The organism is Nonomuraea sp. NPDC050202, from assembly GCF_040656115.1.
Lineage (GTDB): Bacteria > Actinomycetota > Actinomycetes > Streptosporangiales > Streptosporangiaceae > Nonomuraea.
Map to the genome: position 1 here is coordinate 357,215 of NZ_JBFALF010000006.1, position 17,433 is coordinate 374,647.

16 protein-coding genes and 1 pseudogene are annotated in these 17,433 nt (G+C 70.6%); 7 read left to right on the forward strand and 10 right to left on the reverse strand.

Annotated features, from left to right (window positions below; genetic code table 11):
- The first annotated feature begins 119 nt into the window (after positions 1-119).
- From AB0I79_RS20660 to AB0I79_RS20675, 4 genes are all read left to right on the forward strand, one after another.
- Positions 120-956 carry a helix-turn-helix transcriptional regulator gene (locus AB0I79_RS20660; protein ID WP_357875208.1) on the forward strand — a complete coding sequence of 279 codons (837 nt, stop codon included), beginning with the start codon at positions 120-122 and terminating at the stop codon, positions 954-956.
- 84 nt (positions 957-1,040) lie between these two features.
- The gene (locus AB0I79_RS20665) at positions 1,041-2,096 is read left to right on the forward strand and encodes a CapA family protein (protein ID WP_357875210.1); all 1,056 of its coding nucleotides are present in this window, start codon (positions 1,041-1,043) and stop codon (positions 2,094-2,096) included.
- 42 nt (positions 2,097-2,138) lie between these two features.
- A complete protein-coding gene (locus AB0I79_RS20670; protein ID WP_357875212.1) occupies positions 2,139-3,848 on the forward strand; it encodes an SDR family oxidoreductase in 1,710 nt (569 codons plus the stop codon).
- Positions 3,849-3,867: 19 nt separating this feature from the next.
- A complete protein-coding gene (locus AB0I79_RS20675) occupies positions 3,868-4,509 on the forward strand; it encodes a TetR family transcriptional regulator (protein ID WP_357875329.1) in 642 nt (213 codons plus the stop codon).
- On the opposite strand, the gene AB0I79_RS20680 is transcribed toward AB0I79_RS20675, so the two are convergent.
- The 3 genes from AB0I79_RS20680 to AB0I79_RS20690 form a co-directional block, all read right to left on the reverse strand.
- A complete protein-coding gene (locus AB0I79_RS20680; protein WP_357875214.1) occupies positions 4,506-5,549 on the reverse strand; it encodes a hypothetical protein in 1,044 nt (347 codons plus the stop codon). The two genes, AB0I79_RS20675 and AB0I79_RS20680, sit on opposite strands and share 4 nt — an antisense overlap.
- A gap of 4 nt (positions 5,550-5,553) precedes the next feature.
- Positions 5,554-6,057 (reverse strand): SigE family RNA polymerase sigma factor, encoded by a 504-nt coding sequence (locus AB0I79_RS20685; RefSeq protein WP_357875216.1) that lies wholly within the window; start codon positions 6,055-6,057, stop codon positions 5,554-5,556.
- 66 nt (positions 6,058-6,123) lie between these two features.
- Complete coding sequence (locus AB0I79_RS20690; RefSeq protein WP_357875218.1) at positions 6,124-6,435, reverse strand: hypothetical protein; 312 nt, start codon at positions 6,433-6,435, stop codon at positions 6,124-6,126.
- Between the two features lie 172 nt (positions 6,436-6,607).
- On the opposite strand from AB0I79_RS20690, the gene AB0I79_RS20695 reads away from it, so the two are divergent.
- The gene (locus AB0I79_RS20695) at positions 6,608-7,138 is read left to right on the forward strand and encodes a tetratricopeptide repeat protein (RefSeq protein ID WP_253753840.1); all 531 of its coding nucleotides are present in this window, start codon (positions 6,608-6,610) and stop codon (positions 7,136-7,138) included.
- Between the two features lie 207 nt (positions 7,139-7,345).
- On the opposite strand, the gene AB0I79_RS20700 is transcribed toward AB0I79_RS20695, so the two are convergent.
- The 6 genes and pseudogenes from AB0I79_RS20700 to dnaK all read right to left on the reverse strand — a co-directional run bounded on the left by AB0I79_RS20700 (position 7,346) and on the right by dnaK (position 14,848).
- Positions 7,346-8,053 carry a hypothetical protein gene (locus tag AB0I79_RS20700; RefSeq protein ID WP_357875220.1) on the reverse strand — a complete coding sequence of 236 codons (708 nt, stop codon included), beginning with the start codon at positions 8,051-8,053 and terminating at the stop codon, positions 7,346-7,348.
- A gap of 184 nt (positions 8,054-8,237) precedes the next feature.
- Complete coding sequence (clpB, locus tag AB0I79_RS20705; RefSeq protein WP_357875222.1) at positions 8,238-10,811, reverse strand: ATP-dependent chaperone ClpB; 2,574 nt, start codon at positions 10,809-10,811, stop codon at positions 8,238-8,240.
- Between the two features lie 75 nt (positions 10,812-10,886).
- Positions 10,887-11,168, reverse strand: a pseudogene (locus AB0I79_RS20710) (helix-turn-helix transcriptional regulator); the annotation flags it as partial.
- A 4-nt stretch (positions 11,169-11,172) separates the two neighbouring features.
- Positions 11,173-12,354, reverse strand: a complete 1,182-nt coding sequence (gene dnaJ, locus AB0I79_RS20715; protein ID WP_357875224.1) for a molecular chaperone DnaJ — start codon at positions 12,352-12,354, stop codon at positions 11,173-11,175.
- 23 nt (positions 12,355-12,377) lie between these two features.
- On the reverse strand, positions 12,378-12,974 hold the full coding sequence (gene grpE / locus AB0I79_RS20720; RefSeq protein ID WP_357875226.1) for a nucleotide exchange factor GrpE: 597 nt from the start codon (positions 12,972-12,974) through the stop codon (positions 12,378-12,380).
- Entirely contained in the window at positions 12,974-14,848 is a 1,875-nt protein-coding gene (dnaK, locus tag AB0I79_RS20725; protein ID WP_357875228.1) for a molecular chaperone DnaK, read from the reverse strand. Before dnaK ends, grpE begins: the two co-directional genes overlap by 1 nt.
- Before the next feature lie 138 nt (positions 14,849-14,986).
- On the opposite strand from dnaK, the gene AB0I79_RS20730 reads away from it, so the two are divergent.
- Positions 14,987-15,550 (forward strand): RNA polymerase sigma factor, encoded by a 564-nt coding sequence (locus AB0I79_RS20730; RefSeq protein WP_357875230.1) that lies wholly within the window; start codon positions 14,987-14,989, stop codon positions 15,548-15,550.
- Positions 15,543-16,682, forward strand: a complete 1,140-nt coding sequence (locus AB0I79_RS20735) for a CU044_5270 family protein (protein WP_357875232.1) — start codon at positions 15,543-15,545, stop codon at positions 16,680-16,682. Before AB0I79_RS20730 ends, AB0I79_RS20735 begins: the two co-directional genes overlap by 8 nt.
- Positions 16,683-16,937: 255 nt before the next feature.
- Here AB0I79_RS20735 and AB0I79_RS20740 read toward each other — a convergent pair whose 3' ends face one another.
- Positions 16,938-17,402, reverse strand: a complete 465-nt coding sequence (locus tag AB0I79_RS20740; protein WP_357875233.1) for a hypothetical protein — start codon at positions 17,400-17,402, stop codon at positions 16,938-16,940.
- Between the last annotated feature and the right edge of the window lie 31 nt (positions 17,403-17,433).

The window sequence follows — 17,433 nt, forward strand, 5'->3', positions numbered from 1 at the left end:
GCGGCAGATCTCGACATGATGTTCAGTTTGCCGCCATCCTGGTACCAGTAACGAGAGCCTATTTATACTGGTACTGATGCTAACTGGATAAGCTCCCCTTGTGCCCCCATAGTGGAGAAATGACCGTGGTAGAGGCAAGACGTACCGACCTGTCGGCGTTCCTGCGCTCGCGGCGGGAGCGGATCACGCCGGAGATGGTCGATCTCGCCCCCGGCCCGCGCAGGCGGACGCCCGGGCTGCGCCGCGAGGAGGTCGCCCAGCTCGCCGGGGTGGGGGTCACCTGGTACACGTGGCTGGAGCAGGGGCGGCCGATCAACGCCAGCCCGCAGGTGCTCGACGCGATCTCCCGCACGCTCAGGCTCGACAGCGCCGAGCGCCACCACCTCTACCGGCTGGCCGGGCAGGCGGCCGATCCGATCCCCGTGAACTCCGGCCAGGTGACGCCCGAGATGCAGGGGATACTCGACCGGCTCGGCGACATGCCGGCCTGCGTGTCCAACAGCCGGTGCGACGTGCTGGCCTGGAACGACGCGTACGCCGCCCTGTTCCCCGAGCTGGTCGGGGCGCCGGAGGGGGAGCGCAACTCGCTCTGGCAGGCCTGCGTGTACCCCGCGCCCATGACGCGGCTGCTCGACCGCGACCACGAGCTGGCCCGGGCGGTGGCCGTCTTCAGGGGCGCCTACAGCCGGCATGCCGACTCCCCGTGCTGGCAGGACTTCGTCCGCCGGCTCAGCGCGGAGAGCGCCGAGTTCGCCCGGTTGTGGGCGCGGCAGGACGTGGCCGATCCGGGGCCCAGGGTGAAGGGCTACAAGCACCGGGAGCACGGCAGGCTGCGCTTCAGCACGACCAGCCTGACGGCGATGCCGGAGATCCGGCTGATCGTCTACACCCCGATGGATGACAAGACTCGACTGGCTATGTCCAGGTTGATGAGCATTAGGGAGCCTGCGCGGTAATCCGCCCCACATGGCATGCTCGATCCCTGTAAGACAGGTTTCGAGCGGAAGTGGCGGCAGATGAGACTCCCCCATGCCCTCCCGGTGATCGCTGTCGTCGGATTACTGGCCGCGTGCTCGGCGGCGCCCGAACGCCAGCTCCAGAGCAAGGAGGTGGCCGCCACCCCGGAGCAGGCGGAGGAGAGGACGGCCAAGCCGACCCCCGAGCGCGAGCCGTTCACCATCGCCTTCGGCGGGGACGTGCATTTCGAGGGCATCCTGCGGCCACGGCTCAACAATCCGCGCACGGCGCTCGGGCCGATCGCGAGCGTGCTGCGCAAGGCCGACTTGGCGATGGTGAACCTGGAGACGGCCATCACCACGGGAGGGACGCCGGCGCCCGGCAAGCAGTACACGTTCAGGGCGCCGTCGAGCGCGCTGACCGCGCTGAAGGCCGCCGGGGTGGACGTCGCCTCCATGGCCAACAACCACGGCATGGACTACATGGAGACCGGGCTGGCCGACTCGCTGGCGGCGGTCAAGCGCAGCAGGTTCCCCGTGGTGGGGATCGGGGCGGACGCGGCGCAGGCGTACCGGCCCTTCCGCAAGACCGTGAACGGCAACCGGGTGGCGATCATCGGGGCCACGCAGGTGCTGGACGCGGAGTTCATCCAGTCGTGGACGGCCACGGCGGACCAGGGCGGGCTGGCCTCGGCGAAGAACGAGCCGGCCCTGTTGCGCGCGGTACGCCAGGCCCGCAAGAACTCCGACACCGTGATCGTCCACCTGCACTGGGGCACCGAGATGCAGAAGTGCCCCAACGCGGCGCAGCTCTCGCTGGCTCCCAAGCTGGTCAAGGCCGGCGCCGACGTGGTGGTCGGCGGGCACGCGCACATCCTGCTCGGCTCCGGCTACCTCGGCGACGCCTACGTCAACTACGGCATGGGCAACTTCGTCTTCTACAACTCCAACCCCGCCACCACCGGCAGGACGGGCGTGCTGACGCTCACCATCAACGGTCGCAAGATCTTGAAGGATTCGTGGACTCCGGCCACGATCCAGGGGGGTATCCCGATCCCGATGACGGGGCCGGCCCGCACCGGTGCCGTGGCCGACTGGAAGGCGCTGCGTTCCTGCACGGGCCTGGCCGCCCGGCCCTGATCGATCTATTCTACTGGACAATTCGTCCAATAGGAGGTCGCGATGCGGATGGTCGAGTCCGGTGACGTGCGGCTGGCGGTGTTCGAGGAGGGCGATCCCGGCAGGCCCGCCGTGCTGCTCCTGCACGGCTACCCCGACACGCATCGTGTCTGGGACGAGGTGGCCGGGCTGCTGCGCGACCGCTTCCACGTGGTGCGTTACGACGTGCGCGGCGCCGGGGCGTCGACCGGGCCGGCGGACCGGCGCGAGTACGGGTTCGACCGGCTGATCGGCGACCTGGAGGCCGTGCTCGACGCCGTGGGACGGGCCCAGGTGCACCTCGTGGGGCACGACTGGGGCTCGCTCCAGGGCTGGGAGGCGCTGGGCCGGCCGGGCGTCAGGGACCGGCTGGCCTCGTTCACCAGCCTGGGCGGGCCAGGGCTGCGGCAGGCGGCGGACTTCACCCGGCACGGGCGGCGGCGCGACGTGGCGGTGCAGCGGGCCAGGTCCTGGTACATCGGGGCGTTCCGGCTCCCGGTGCTGCCCGAGCTGGCGTGGCGGTCCGTGCTGCCGTGGCTGGTCACGCGCGCCCTGCGCGGCGACGGCATCGCGCCGCGGGCGGGTCATCCGGCGGCGACCCTGGTCAGGGACGGGATCAACGGGCTCGCGCTCTACCGGTGCAACATGCCGGGCTCCGGGCTCGATCCGCGCGTGCCCGGCGTGCCGGTGCAGATCGTCGAGGCCACGCGCGACGCGTACGTCACCCCGGCGCTGCTGGCCGCGGTGGGGCGGTGGGCGCCCAGGCTGTGGCACCGGAGGATCGTGGCCGGGCACTGGGCGCACCGGAGCAGGCCCGAGGCCGTGGCCGGGATGATCGCGGAGTTCGTGGAGCACGTCGAAGGCGGGCCCGCGAGCGGGGAGTTGCGGCGCGCGCGGGCGGCCGGGGCGTTCGGCGGGCGGCTGGTGGTGGTCACCGGCGCGGGGTCCGGGATCGGGCGGGCGACGGCGCGGGCGTTCGCGGCGCACGGGGCGGAAGTGGTCTGTGCGGATATCGATATCGACGCCGCGAAGCGGGTGGCGGACGGTATTGCGAGAGACCTTCGGATTACGGCTTACGGCGTGCAGGTCGATGTGGCGAATGCCGCTGCGATGGAGGATTTTGCGCGAAATATCATCACTGAATATGGCGTGCCGGATATTGTGGTGAACAATGCGGGGATCGCCGTCGCGGGGGCGTTCCTCGACCATACTCTCGACGACTGGCGCAGGACCATCGACGTCAATCTGTGGGGCGTCGTCCACGGCTGCCGGCTCTTCGGCGCCGCCATGGCCGAGCGGGGCCAGGGCGGGCACATCGTCAACGTCGCCTCCCTGGCCGCGTTCGCGCCCTCCCAGGTGCTGCCGGCGTACTCGACCTCCAAGGCGGCCGTGAAGATGCTCAGCGACTGCCTCAGGGCCGAACTGGCGGGTCACGGCATCGGGGTCAGCACCATCTGCCCCGGATTCGTCTCCACCGGCATCGCGAGCCACGCCACGTACACGAAGGAGAGCCTGCGCGCGCAGGCCGTACGGGGGCTGGCGCGGCGCGGATACCCGCCGGAACGCGTGGCCGCGCACATTCTGCGGGCCGTGCACAGAAACCAGGCGATCGTCCCCGTGAACGCCGAGGGGAAAATCGGCTATGCGCTGTCCCGGATTTCGCCGCGAGCGATGCGCGGGCTGGCCCGGTTGAGCAAATTGGCGGGTAACGATCGCCCATACAGGAGAAGATGAATCCGTGTCTTCGCCGCAAATGGACGACGAGTGCGTCCACCCCAACGCCCTCAGGCGGCAGCCAGCACAGCGCCGCAGCGCCCGGCGCGTCGAGCGCATGCTCGACGCGTGTGCCGAGCTTCTCGACGAGACCGGTTACGAGGCCCTGTCCACCACCCGCATAGCCGAGCGGGCGGGCGTGGCCATCGGATCCGTCTACCAGTTCTTCCCCGACAAACGGGCCATCACCCAGGAGCTCACCCGGCGCAACGTCGAGGAGTTCGTCCGCAGAGTCGATCGCAGGTTCCTCGAGGAGGACTATCGCGGCTGGTGGGAGGCCGTCGACGCGATCATCGACATCTACGTGGACATGCACAGGACGGTCTCCGGCTTCAAGAGCCTGCACTTCGGCGACGTCGTCGACCTCAACCTGCTCGACTCCGACTCCGACAACAACACGGTGATCGCGGGACGGCTGCGCGGCCTGTTCCTGAAGGAGTTCGGGCTGGCCGACAGCCCCGAGCTCGACCTGGCCGTGCTCGTGGCCGTCGAGGCGGGCGACGCCGTGCTGAAGCTGGCCTTCCGCCGAGATCCCGAGGGCCGGCCCGAGATGATCGACGCGGCCAAGCAGCTGATCAGGGGGTTCCTGACCCGCCAGCTCAGATCCTGGTCGCCGCGCTAGCGCGGGGAGTCGTAGACGGCGACGGTCAGGGTGCCGGGGCGGCGCTCGTACTCGGGGATCGGGGACGAAACCCTGACCTTGATGGTCGCCGTGCCGCCGGGGCCAGGTAGGTTCTTGCGGCCCAGGACGGTGTAGCCCTGGCTGTGGGTGGTGGGCGGGGCCGCGCAATCGCCGCGCAGTTCCTTCTCCAGCCGGCCGTTGACGAAGATCTCCTCGCTCAGCCGGCGCGCGATCCCGTCGCCGCAGTAGACCATCAGGACCGGCGCCCGTCCGGTGGCGGGGACGGTGAGGGTCACCTCGCGGGTCGCCGGCCAGGTGACGCTCCGCGTGGCGACCAGCCGGTACTCGTCCCCCGACGGGCCGCCGAACGCCTTCGGCGGCGCGACGGGGGGTGCGGGGGTCTTCATGGTGCTGGGAGGAGTCCATTCGTAGACGCCGAACCGCCACGCCTTCGGCTGCTCCCACGACTTCGGCATGGTGATGGAGAACGTGGCCTGCCGCGTGCCCGCGGGCAGCGGGATCACGTCCACGGGCCGGTTCGAGGTGCACGCCGCGCTCAAGCTGGGCACCGGCGTCAGGGCGGCCCACCGCTCGACCGGCTTCTCGACGGTCACGTGCGGCACCGCGCTGGGCGCTCTCGACGGGCAGCTCGCCATGATGGCCAGCGGCTTCCCGCTCACCTTCACCTCGAACGTCACCTCGGACTTCTTCGGCGCGTCCAGCGTCGCCGTGGCGATCCGGTGATAAACCGTGCCGTCCGGCTCCTCGAAACTCGCCGGGAGCAGGTGGGGCGAGACGGCGGTGATCGGGGGGCCGGCTTCGCGGAGCTGGGCCACCTGGGCGGGTGACCATGGCGCGACGAGCATGCCCGCCACCACGACCGACGCGGCGGCGGCCCCGGCGACCGCGACCGCGACCAGACGGCGGCGCCTGGCCGCCCGCGTACGGGTGCGCAGGCGCCCCCACGGGACCGGCCGCTCCAGGGCGGGGCGGCTGCGCTCCTCCAGCAGGTCATGCAGGTCCTGACGGCTGACGGGCACGTCCCTACCCCTCTCTCGCGTACGCGGTCGTGACCGACTCGTCGATCCGCAGCTTGGCCAGCGCCTTGCTGGTCTGGCTCTTGACCGTGCCGACGCTGCAGCCCAGCGTCGCGGCGACCTGGGCCTCGGTCATGTCCTCGAAGAAGCGCAGCACGATCACGGCCCGCTGGCGGGCGGGCAGCCGGCCCAGGGCCTGCCAGACCAGCTCTCGCTCGTCCGCCTGCCCCATGCGGTCGGCGATCTCGGGATGGTCGGGCGGCGCCCCGGTGGTCAGCTCCACCTGCCGCCAGCGCCGCCGCCACCACGACACGTGCACGTTGACAATGATCTTGCGGACGTACGCCTCGTGCTCGTCCCTGATCCGCCCCCAGGCCAGCCACGCCTTCATCAGCGCCGTCTGCACCAGGTCCTCGGCCACCGCCCAGTCCCTGGTGAGCAGGTAGGCCGTGCGGAGCAACCGATGCCACGCCGCCGCGACGAACGCGTCGTACTCCGATCGATCCGCCATGCGAGCCTCTCTCCACCGTCGGTCACCCGTACGACGCCGGTGACCGGCGGGAAAGTTGCCCGCGGGTTACTGCTCGGCCGGCGGCTCGGCCAGCCAGGCCGGCACGTCGCGGAGCCAGCGCTTGCCGTGGTCCCCGAGCGCGGTGGCGGGCACCTGGTGCAGGCGCGGCGTGACCGGCGTGCGCAGGCACGGGGCAGGGAGCGAGACCGCGCGCGTGTCCCTGGCCTCGCGCACGCTGAGGCGGGCCTCCAGCGCCCGCAGGTTGCGTTCGGCGGTCTCGACGGCCTCCAAACGGGCCGACAGATAGCCGGCGACGCCGGGCACGACGGCCGACAGCACGACAGCACAGGCCAGCGTGAAGGTCATCTGCTTGGACATACCCATCACAGTCCCTCCGCTCGCGTGGCGGCAAAGTGACTGGTATATGCCCTGTGACCTGCGCGAACACGCATATGGTGAGCAGGCTTGGGCGAGACGTTACCGAATTTGCACGTGACCGGCGATGCGGATTGACCGGGCAAAGGCCCGGGTGGCTCGGTAGTCTCGCGGTGTGGCGCATGTGACCCGTGAGCACCTTGATCGTCTGCTTGAGCAGGCGCTGTTGGCCGACGACCACGACTCCCTGGCCAGCCGGCTGTACGACGTCGCTCTCGACTACTCGTCCGGCGACGTTTCCAGGGCTTCGATCCTGGTTCTCGCCGCCGAGGAGTGGCGAGCGGCGGGGCAGCCGGCACGCGCGATGGAGTGTTTCCAGCGCGCGGTCGAGGACGGTGGCGAGGCGGGTTTCGACCCGCGTGCCGGCATCGCCGACACGCTCTTCGAGCTCGACAGGCCCGACGAGGCGAGGGAGGTCATCGAGACGATACGCGCGGAGGGAAACGTCTCCACGGCGACGGCTCACACGATCGCCGAGACGCTGGTCGCCTATGGCGATCTCCAGGGGGGCCTCGACTGGGCCACCCAGGCCGCCCTGCGGTGTGACGAGAACGATCCGGAGCAGGTGGCGCTGCTGCGCACCCGCTACCGCATCAGGGTCGATCTCGGGCTTCCCGAGGACGAGCTGGACGAGCTCGTCTCCTGAGGCGGCCGCGCGGCTGCTGGGCCCGCCCGCTGGGGCAGGGCTCGTACAGCCATGCCCGCGTACGCTCCGGCGGATGAGGCGGGGCTGCGCCGGGTCGTGCTCGCCGGAGGGGCCGCGATCCCCGCACGGTCCGTTCGGAGGGACCGCGACCCCTCGGCCAGGGGAAGCCGGGCGTGGCAGGCACGGTCCACGCCCGGACAGGGTGGCTCAGTTCAGCCCGAGATCGCCCACGGCATCGGTGAGCCCGGACGCCCCGGACCCGCCGCCCGGCAGGATCGAGATGCCTTGGAGGCCGTCCACCGCCTTCGGCAGCACCTGGCCGATGAGCTCGGAGCTGACCTCGCTGACCGGCTTCTGCAGGGCCAGCGGCGAGTCGAGCCCGGTGCCGACGACGCGGTTGTGGTAGGGGCCCTGGCCCATGGTCATCTCGTGCGGCAGCCTGCTGTCCAGCGGCGCCCCCGGCACCTCGGGCAGCACCGGGAGCGGCGGGAGCGGCGGCAGGTTCGCCCTGGTCGCCAGATCCGCCACCCCGGCCGGGCCCGGCACCATGGGGAACAGCGCGGGAGAGGCCGAGAACAGCGAGGACAGGCCCCAGGTGGCCCCCGCGCCGCTCACGTCCGCGATGCGCAGCACCTCCTTGCCCGTCGCCACGCCGGTGTAGCCGATGTGCCTGGCCATCTCGCCGGCCGCCATGGCCACCTTGTTGCTCTCGCTGGTGATCATGCGGCTGCCCGCGGTGCCGCTCTGCTCGATGTGCAGCGCGGCTGGGCCGTCGCACGTCGAGACGACCGAGCTGGGCGACAGCACCGCGGTCTCGGCGCAGTTGCCGGCCGTGGCGGCGCCGGCGAACAGCCAGCTGACGCCGGCGGTCAGAGCGGCCACCGCGATCATGCTCCGGAACTTCTGGAATGACACCGCACGTCCCCCTGAGTCGATGTCGGTGATCTGACGAACGCTGAACGTAGTCACCCGCCGGGCCGGGGGAGCACCGCTTGTCCGAAGAGTGGGGCGAACCTTACCGAGCGGGTGGCCCGATGACCGTGCCATGACACGCCGGAGCCCGGGGATCGCCAGGATCCCCGGGCCCCGGAACCGGGCTCTAGGCCGCTCGCTGGACGAGCAGCTCGTCGTCGCCCAGCTCCACCATGACCTTGTCGCCGTCGGCGACCTCGCCGGACAGCACCGCCTTGGCCAGCTTGTCGCCGATGGCGGACTGGACCAGGCGGCGCAGCGGGCGGGCGCCGTACAGCGGGTCGTAGCCCGTCAGCGCCAGCCACTCGCGGGCCGCCGGCGTGACCTCCAGCGTCAGCCTGCGGTCGGCCAGGCGCCTGGCCAGGCGCTCGACCTGGAGGTCGACGATCTGCGCCAGCTCCTCCGAGCCGAGCGCGTCGAAGAGGATCACGTCGTCGAGCCGGTTGAGGAACTCCGGCTTGAACGAGCTGCGCACCGCCCCCATCACCGCCTCGCGCTTCGCGCCGTTCTCCAGCGCCGGATCGACGAGGAACTGCGAGCCGATGTTGGAGGTCAGGATCAGGATCGTGTTGCGGAAGTCGACCGTGCGGCCCTGGCCGTCGGTCAGCCGCCCGTCGTCGAGCACCTGCAGCAGGATGTCGAACACCTCGGGATGGGCCTTCTCGACCTCGTCGAGCAGCACCACGGTGTACGGGCGCCGCCTGACGGCCTCGGTGAGCTGGCCGCCCTCCTCGTAGCCGACGTAACCGGGAGGCGCGCCGACCAGCCTGGCCACGCTGTGCTTCTCGGAGTACTCGCTCATGTCGATGCGGGTCATCGCCCGCTCGTCGTCGAACAGGAACTCCGCCAGCGCCTTGGCCAGCTCGGTCTTGCCCACGCCGGTGGGGCCGAGGAACAGGAACGAGCCCGTCGGCCTGTCGGGGTCGGCGATGCCGGCCCGGCTGCGGCGTACGGCGTCGGAGACGGCCTGTACGGCCTGCTGCTGGCCGATGAGGCGCCTGCCCAGCTCCTCCTCCATGCGCAGCAGCTTGGCCGTCTCGGCCTCCAGCAGGCGCCCGGCGGGGATGCCGGTCCACGACGAGATCACCTCGGCGATGTCGTCGGCGCCGACCTCCTCCTTGACCATGGCGTTCTCGGGCGGCGCGGCCTCGGAGGCGGCCTTCAGCGCCTGCTCCAGCCGGGGCACCTCGGCGTACATCAGCCGGGAGGCCGCCTCGAAGTCGCCGTCGCGCTGGGCCCGCTCGGCCGAGCCGCGCGCCTCGTCGAGCTGCTTCTTCAGCTCACCGACCTTGTTGAGGCCCGCCTTCTCGTGCTCCCAGCGGCCGACGAGGGCGTTGAGCTCCTCCTGGCGGTCGGCCAGCTCCTGGCGGAGCCGTTCGAGCCGCTGGACGGAGGCCTCGTCGGTCTCCTTCGACAGGGCCAGCTCCTCCATCTTCATCCGATCCACGTTGCGCTGGAGCTGGTCGATCTCCACGGGACGGGAGTCGATCTCCATGCGCAGCCGCGACGCGGCCTCGTCGACCAGGTCGATGGCCTTGTCGGGGAGGAAGCGGCTGGTGATGTAGCGGTCGGACAGCGCGGCGGCGGCCACCAGCGCGCCGTCGGCGATCTGCACCTGGTGGTGGGCCTCGTAGCGGCCCTTGAGCCCGCGCAGGATCGCGATCGTGTCCTCGACCGTGGGCTCGCCCACGTAGACCTGCTGGAAGCGGCGCTCCAGCGCCGGGTCCTTCTCGATGCGCTCGCGGTACTCGTCGAGCGTGGTCGCGCCGATCATGCGCAGCTCGCCGCGGGCCAGCATGGGCTTGAGCATGTTGCCGGCGTCCATCGCGCCCTCGGCGGCCCCCGCGCCGACGACGGTGTGCAGCTCGTCGATGAACGTCACGATCTGCCCGTTGCTCTCCTTGATCTCGGAGAGCACGGCCTTGAGCCGCTCCTCGAACTCGCCGCGGTACTTCGCGCCGGCCACCATCGCGCCCAGGTCGAGCGAGATGAGCCGCTTGTTGCGCAGCGACTCCGGCACGTCGCCGGCCACGATGCGCTGGGCCAGGCCCTCGACGACCGCCGTCTTGCCGACGCCGGGCTCGCCGATGAGCACCGGGTTGTTCTTGGTGCGGCGGCTGAGCACCTGGACCACGCGGCGGATCTCCGTGTCGCGGCCGATCACCGGGTCGAGCTTGCCGCCGCGGGCCCGCTCGGTCAGGTCGACGCCGTACTTCTCCAGCGCCTGGTAGGTGTCCTCAGGGGTCTCGCTGGTGACGCGGGCGTTGCCGCGTACCTTCTCGAACGCGTCGAGCAGCGCCTGCGGCGTCGCGCCCTGCGACTTGAGCAGCTCGGCCGACTGGCCCCCGTCGGCGGCCAGGCCGACCAGGAGGTGCTCGGTCGAGACGTAGAGGTCCTCCAGGCGGTTGGCGTGCTGGGCGGCGGTGTTCAGCACCGTCAGGAGCTGGCGGGAGCTGGACGGCGCCCCCACCGTCGAGCCCTGCGCCTTCGGCAGCGCCGCGAGCTGCTCCTCCGTGCGGGCCCGCACCGTGCGCCAGTCGGCGCCGACGGCCTCGAGCAGCGGCACGGCGGTGCCGCCCGTCTGGGAGAGCAGCGTGGTCAGCAGGTGGGCCGGGGAGATCTCCGGGTTGCCCTCCGCGGCGGCACGCCGCATGGCACCCGAGAGCGCTTCCTGGCTCTTCTGGGTGAGCTTGTAGTCCATGTCCTTCTAGGCCCCCGGTGGCAGCTCGTAGCGGATCAAGGCTCTGACCATGCGCATCTCGGCACGCAGGCGGTGAACCTCCTCGCGCAGCCGCAGGGCTTCGTTCTCGAGCTCGAGAATCCGCTTGATCCCCGCGAGGTTGATGCCCTCTTCCTGGGAGAGCCGCTGCACCTCGCGGAGCTGGATGATGTCTCTCGTGGAGTAGAGGCGGCCGCGCCCCGCCGTACGCCCAGGACTGACCAGGCCGAGCCGGTCGTACTGCCGCAGCGTCTGCGGGTGGAGCCCGGAGAGCTGCGCGGCCACCGAGATCACATAGACAGGGGTGTCGTCTGACAGGTCGAAGTAGTTGGCGTCCATCGGCTTACTCGCTTCTGGCTCGCTGAATGAGCTCTGCGCGCGGGTCGTCACTCGCGTGCGCGGTGTTGAACTCGTTGAGCAGCTCACGCGACTTGTCGTCGAGCGTCTTCGGCACGACCACCTCGACGCTGGCGAGCAGGTCGCCCTTGGTGCCGTCCTTCCTGGTGACACCCCTGCCGCGGACGCGGAACGTGCGCCCGTTGGGGGTGCCCGCGGGAATGCGCAGCGTGACCGGCAAGCCCTTGAGGATCGGCACCTTGATCTCGGCACCCAGCGCGGCCTCCGTGAACGTCACGGGGACCGTGATCGTCAGGTTGTCGCCCGCCCGGCCGAACACGGCGTGCGGCTTGACGTTCGTCTGGATGTAGAGGTCGCCCGCCGGGCCGCCGTTCTCGCCCGGCGCCCCCTTGCCCTTGAGCTTGACCCGCTGGCCGTCGGCCACCCCCGCGGGAATGCGCGCCTGGATGGTGCGGGTGCTCTTGGCGCGGCCGCTGCCCTCGCACACGGGGCAGGGGTCGTCCACGAGCAGCCCGCGGCCCTTGCAGTCGCGGCAGGGCTCGGAGAAGGCGAAGTTGCCGAGGTTGCGGCTGGCCGCGCCGGTGCCCTCGCAGGTGGGGCAGACCCTGGGGGTCGTGCCCGCCTTGGCGCCGGTGCCGCTGCACGCGGTGCAGGCGGCGGAGCTGGTCAGCCTGAGTGACACGGTGGTGCCCTCGACGGCTTCGGTGAACGTCAGCGTCACCTCGGACTCGACGTCCTGGCCACGCCGGGGGCGGGTCGTGCCGGTGGTGCGGCCGGTGCCGCCCCCGCGGTTGAACAGCCCGCCGAACAGGTCGCCGAGCCGCTCGCCCGCGCTCCCGCCGTGACCGGTCTGCTGGGCGGTGCCGCCGAACAGGTCACCGAAGTCGAACGGGAAACCGCCACCGCCTGGACGCTGACCGCCCACCCCGGACCCGAACAGCGTGCGCGCCTCGTCGTACTCCTTGCGGCGCTTGCTGTCGGACAGGACGTCGTACGCCTCGGAGACCTCCTTGAACTTGGTCTCCTTGGTCGCGTCACCCTGGTTGGTGTCGGGGTGGTACTGCCTGGCCAGCTTCCGGTAGGCCTTCTTGATCTCGTCGGCGGTGGCGGTCTTGGGCACACCAAGGACGGCGTAGTAGTCCTTTTCCAGGTAGTCCTTGGTGCTCATCTACGGCCCTTCGTCCTAATGCCTTAGTTTTCGTCGTCATCGGACGCGGCAGGGGCGTCCTCGGGCTCGGCGACGGCCACCCGCGCCGGGCGCAGCACCCTGTCACCCATCCGGTATCCAGGCTGCAACACTTCGACGGCCGTTGGCTCGCTCACGTCCGGCGAATAGCTGTGCATCAGCGCCTCGTGGACGGTCGGGTCGAACGGCTCGCCCTTCTGCCCGAAGGCGCTGAGGCCCAGCTTGGTGAGCGCCGACTCCAGCGACTCCGCCACCTTCGCGAAGCCGCCGGTTAGCTCACCGTGGTCGCGGGCCCTGCCGATGTCGTCGAGCACGGGCAGGAGGTCCGTCAGCGCTCCGGCGACCGCTTGCTCACGCACCGCGGCGCGGTCGCGCTCGACCCGCCTGCGGTAGTTGACGTACTCGGCCTGGAGGCGCTGCAGGTCCGCGGTCCGCTCGGCGAGCTGGGCCTCCAGCTCGCCGTTGCCGGCCGGGGCGGGCGCCTGCTCGGCGCCCTCCTGGACGTCGGCGGGGACGGACTCCCTGACCTGACCCGTCTCCGGGTCGATCTTGCGGTTGTCGCGGATCACCGGCTCCTCGTGCCCGTTGTCACGCGGCGGCATCACTGGTCCTTCTTCGGCTGGTCGTCGTCGACGATCTCGGCCTCGACCACGTCGTCATCGGCCTTCTGCTGGTCCTGACCGGCCGTGGCGTCCTGCGGGGCGCCCTCGCCGCCGGCCTGCTGGCCCTGGCTCGCGGCGTAGATCGCCGAGCCCATCTTCTGACTGACCGTGGCGAGCTTCTCCGCCGAGGTGCGGATGAGGTCGGTGTCGGTGCCCTCCAGAGCCTTCTTCAGCTCGGCCAGGGCGTCGTTGACCTCGGTCTTGATCTCGCCGGGGACCTTGTCGTCGTTCTCGCGGAGGAACTTCTCCGTCTGGTAGGCCAGACCGTCCGCGTTGTTGCGGACCTCGGCCTCCTCGCGGCGCTTCTTGTCCTCCTCGGCGTACGACTCGGCCTCGCGCATCATGCGCTCGATGTCGTCCTTCGGCAGCGCCGAGCCGCCGGTGATCGTCATCGTCTGCTCCTTGCCCGTGCCCAGGTCCTTGGCGGAGACGTTGACGATGCCGTTGGCGTCGATGTCGAAGGTGACCTCGATCTGCGGGATGCCGCGCGGCGCCGGCGCGATGCCGGTCAGCTCGAAGGTCGCCAGCTTCTTGTTGTAGGAGGCGATCTCGCGCTCGCCCTGGTAGACCTGGATCTGCACCGACGGCTGGTTGTCCTCGGCCGTGGTGAAGACCTCGGAGCGCTTGGTCGGGATCGTCGTGTTGCGCTCGATGATCTTGGTGAAGATGCCGCCCTTGGTCTCGATGCCCAGCGACAGCGGGGTCACGTCGAGCAGCAGGACGTCCTTGACCTCGCCCTTGAGCACGCCGGCCTGGAGCGCGGCGCCGATGGCCACGACCTCGTCGGGGTTGACGCCCTTGTTGGGCTCCTTGCCGCCGGTCAGCTCCTTGACGAGCTCGGAGACGGCGGGCATGCGGGTCGAGCCGCCGACGAGCACGACGTGCGCGATGTCGGAGACCTTGATGCCGGCGTCCTTGATGACCTGGTGGAACGGGCCCTTGGTGCGCTCGAGCAGGTCGGCCGTCAGGCGCTGGAACTCCGAGCGCGTCAGCTTCTCGTCGAGGTGCAGAGGGCCCTCGGAGGAAGCCGTGATGTAGGGGAGGTTGATGTTGGTCTCGGACTGGCTGGACAGCTCGATCTTGGCCTTCTCGGCCGCCTCGCGCAGGCGCTGGAGCGCCATCTTGTCCTTGGCCAGGTCGACGCCGTGCGCGTTCTGGAAGCGCTTGACGAGCTCGTCGACGACGCGCTGGTCCCAGTCGTCGCCGCCGAGGTGGTTGTCACCGGAGGTCGCCTTGACCTCGACGAAGCCGTGGCCGTCCTCCTGGCCGACGTCGAGCAGCGACACGTCGAAGGTGCCACCGCCGAGGTCGAAGACGAGGATCGTCTGGTCCTGCTCCTTGTCGAGCCCGTAGGCGAGGGCCGCCGCGGTCGGCTCGTTGATGATGCGGAGCACGTTGAGGCCCGCGATCGTGCCGGCTTCCTTGGTGGCCTGGCGCTGGGCGTCGTTGAAGTAGGCCGGGACGGTGATCACCGCGTCGGTGATCTTCTCACCCAGGTAGGCCTCGGCGTCCTGCTTGAGCTTCTGCAGGACGAAGGCGCTGATCTGCTGGGGCGAGAACTTCTTCCCGTCGATCTCCTGGGACCAGTTGGTGCCCATCTCGCGCTTGACCGAGCGGATCGTGCGGTCCACGTTGGTGACGGCCTGCCGCTTGGCGACCTCGCCGACGAGGACCTCGCCGTTCTTCGCGAAGGCGACCACGGACGGCGTGGTCCGCGAGCCCTGCGCGTTGGCGATGACGGTGGGCTCACCGCCCTCGAGGATCGAGACGACGGAGTTGGTCGTCCCAAGGTCGATACCTACCGCACGTGCCATGAGTACGTCCTTGTGATCAAAGTTGAGTCGGTTGGACTCAACCTATGGATGCGTGTCGTCTTTGTCAAACGACTTGAGCCTACCCGACTCAACCTCGATGAGCGTGAAAGCATTCCCGCCGAGAGGGCAAGAACGGGCGTGACAGTGCACAACACGCGTAACGGGCCTGAGCGGTTAGGGGTTCCTCCTGATCTGCCTCCCGATCTGTTCGACACGCACTTCGCCGAGATCCACCGCTACATCGCGCGGCGGCTGTCGGAGGACGTGGCGGACGACCTCGCGGCCGACGTGTTCCTCATCGCGGTCAGCGGGGGCTACGACGCCTCGGTGGGCGCCGTGCGGCCGTGGCTGTACGGGATCGCCACCAACCTGGTGGCGCGGCACCGCCGTACCGAGATCAGGCGGTGGAAGGCGATCAGCCGGTCGGCCGAGCGCGACGGCGGCAGCCACGAGGACGAGGTGGTCGACAGGGTCGCCGCGGCCCGCTTCACCGGCCCGCTGGCGGGGGCGCTGGCCGGGCTGAAGCAGCGCGACCGCGACGTGGTGCTGCTGGTCGCGCTGGTCGGGCTGAGCCACGCCGAGGTGGCCGCCGCCCTCGACATCCCCTACGGAACGGTCGCGTCCCGGCTGAACCGGGCGCGCAAGCACCTGCGCAAGGCGCTGGGCGGCGTCAACCCGCTGAAGGAGGGCTCCGATGGATGAGCTGGACCTGCTGAACCGGGCGCTGCCTGACGCGCGCCCGCCGTCCCCGGCGGTCGTGGCGCGCGCCCGCGCCCGCGTGGCCGCCGGGGCGGAACCCGCGCGCAAGGTGCGGCGCCCGTGGGGGCGGTCGTGGGCGTTGTGGGCGGCGCCCGCCACGGCGGGGATCGTGGGGGTGGTCTTCGCACTGGTGGCGAACCTCGCGCCGGCGCCGGTGGCCGTCCGTCCGGCCGATCCCCGCCAGGCCTTGCTGGACCTGGCCGACCGGGTGGAACGGCTGCCCGCGGAGGAGGGCGCGTACTGGCGGCAGACCGTCACCACCGGACACCGCATGCGCGCGGGGACGTACACGGTGCAGGTGACGTCGGAGGCGGACTACTGGCATCCGCGCGACGGCGGGGACCCGGCGCTGGCGCGGTGGACGATGCCCGCCGCCCGGCCCGGCTCGCCGGCCGACGAGCGGGCCTGGCGGGCGGCCGGATCGCCCGGCCGCGTCACGCCGGACTGCCCCAGTGGCTCCGCCACGCTGGAGTGCAAGGCGGTGCCGGTGGCCGGCAAGGCGCGGCCCGGCTGCGTCTACACCTGGGGCGTCAGGCGCGAGAACGTCCTGCCCGAGGAGCCTGAGGACGGCGTCACCCTGGCCGACCTGGACGCGCTGCCCACCGGGCCGGACAAGCTGGACGCCTACCTGCGCGACCAGCACCGGGCTCTCGAGCGGCGGGGCACGTCCCAGCCGGTCGAGACGTACGTGCTCTCGACGGCGATGAGGCTCCTGAGCCAGCCGCTGCGCCCCGGCCAGCGGGCCGCGGTGCTGCGCCTGCTGGCCGCCCATCCGTACACCGTGGTGGGCGGCACCGTGATGGACCCGCTCGGCAGGAAGGGCCTGTCGCTGACCTTCACGAACCGGGAAGGGCTGAAGGTCAACTGGTACGCGCAGGGCCGCTCCACCCTCGTGCCGACGATCACCCGTTACGTCATCGACCCCGGCACGGGCGTCGCGCTGGGCACCGTCGACACCGCGAACGCGGGGGCGCCGGGGCTGCCCAAGGGGGCGGTCATCGTCTACGGCGCCGTCGAGGGCGGCTGGACCGACGAGCGGCCCGACCGTCCAGGGAACTGCTCGGTGCGCCGGTGAAAAGGCGGACCCCCGGAACGGTGGGCGCGTCGCCGGGGGTCCGCTTTCGGGGGATGGCTCGGAGGGGAGTGCTCGTGTCGGGCGCCGGCGCGACGAGGCCGGGCAGCGGAAATCAGGCAGCGTAAGAGCCGTCTCACGGGTTCCCCCATGGGAGCGTGACCTCGTCCCCGGCGCCCCCACGCCATGGTGCTCTGATCGATGTATCGCAAGTAATCGATCATTTGTCACTGGGGTTGTCCATAAGTGGACAACCCGCTACTTGGCGCCGTCCACGATCTTGCGCTTGCCCAGGGACCCCTTGAGCTTGACGGTCGTCGTCTTCTCGACCGCGATCATGATGCACGACATGTTCTTCGCCTTGGGCGACGTGCCCTCGTACAGGGTGATCGTGACCTTCTTGGCGGTCTCCTTCACCTTGACCCGGTCGAGCACCGTGCACGGCTCCACCCCCGACCACCAGGTGAGCTGCACCTTCTTGCCCTTCGAGACCGCCTTGGCCTTGGTCCAGCGGATCTTGTGGACGTTGATGGCGTTGCCGGTCGGCTTGACCGGCTGGGGGTCCTTCGCCGCAGGGGTGGTGGTCACCGGGTTCGAGACCACCGGGTTCGACACGGCCGGAGGCTTCTGCGCGGCCGAGGTGGAGGCCCGCTCGGCCGGCGGGGCCGCCGAGCCGCAGCCCGTGGCGAGCGCCAGACATCCGGCCAGGAGAGTCGCTGTCATTGTCCGCATACCCTTACGACGGATCACAGCG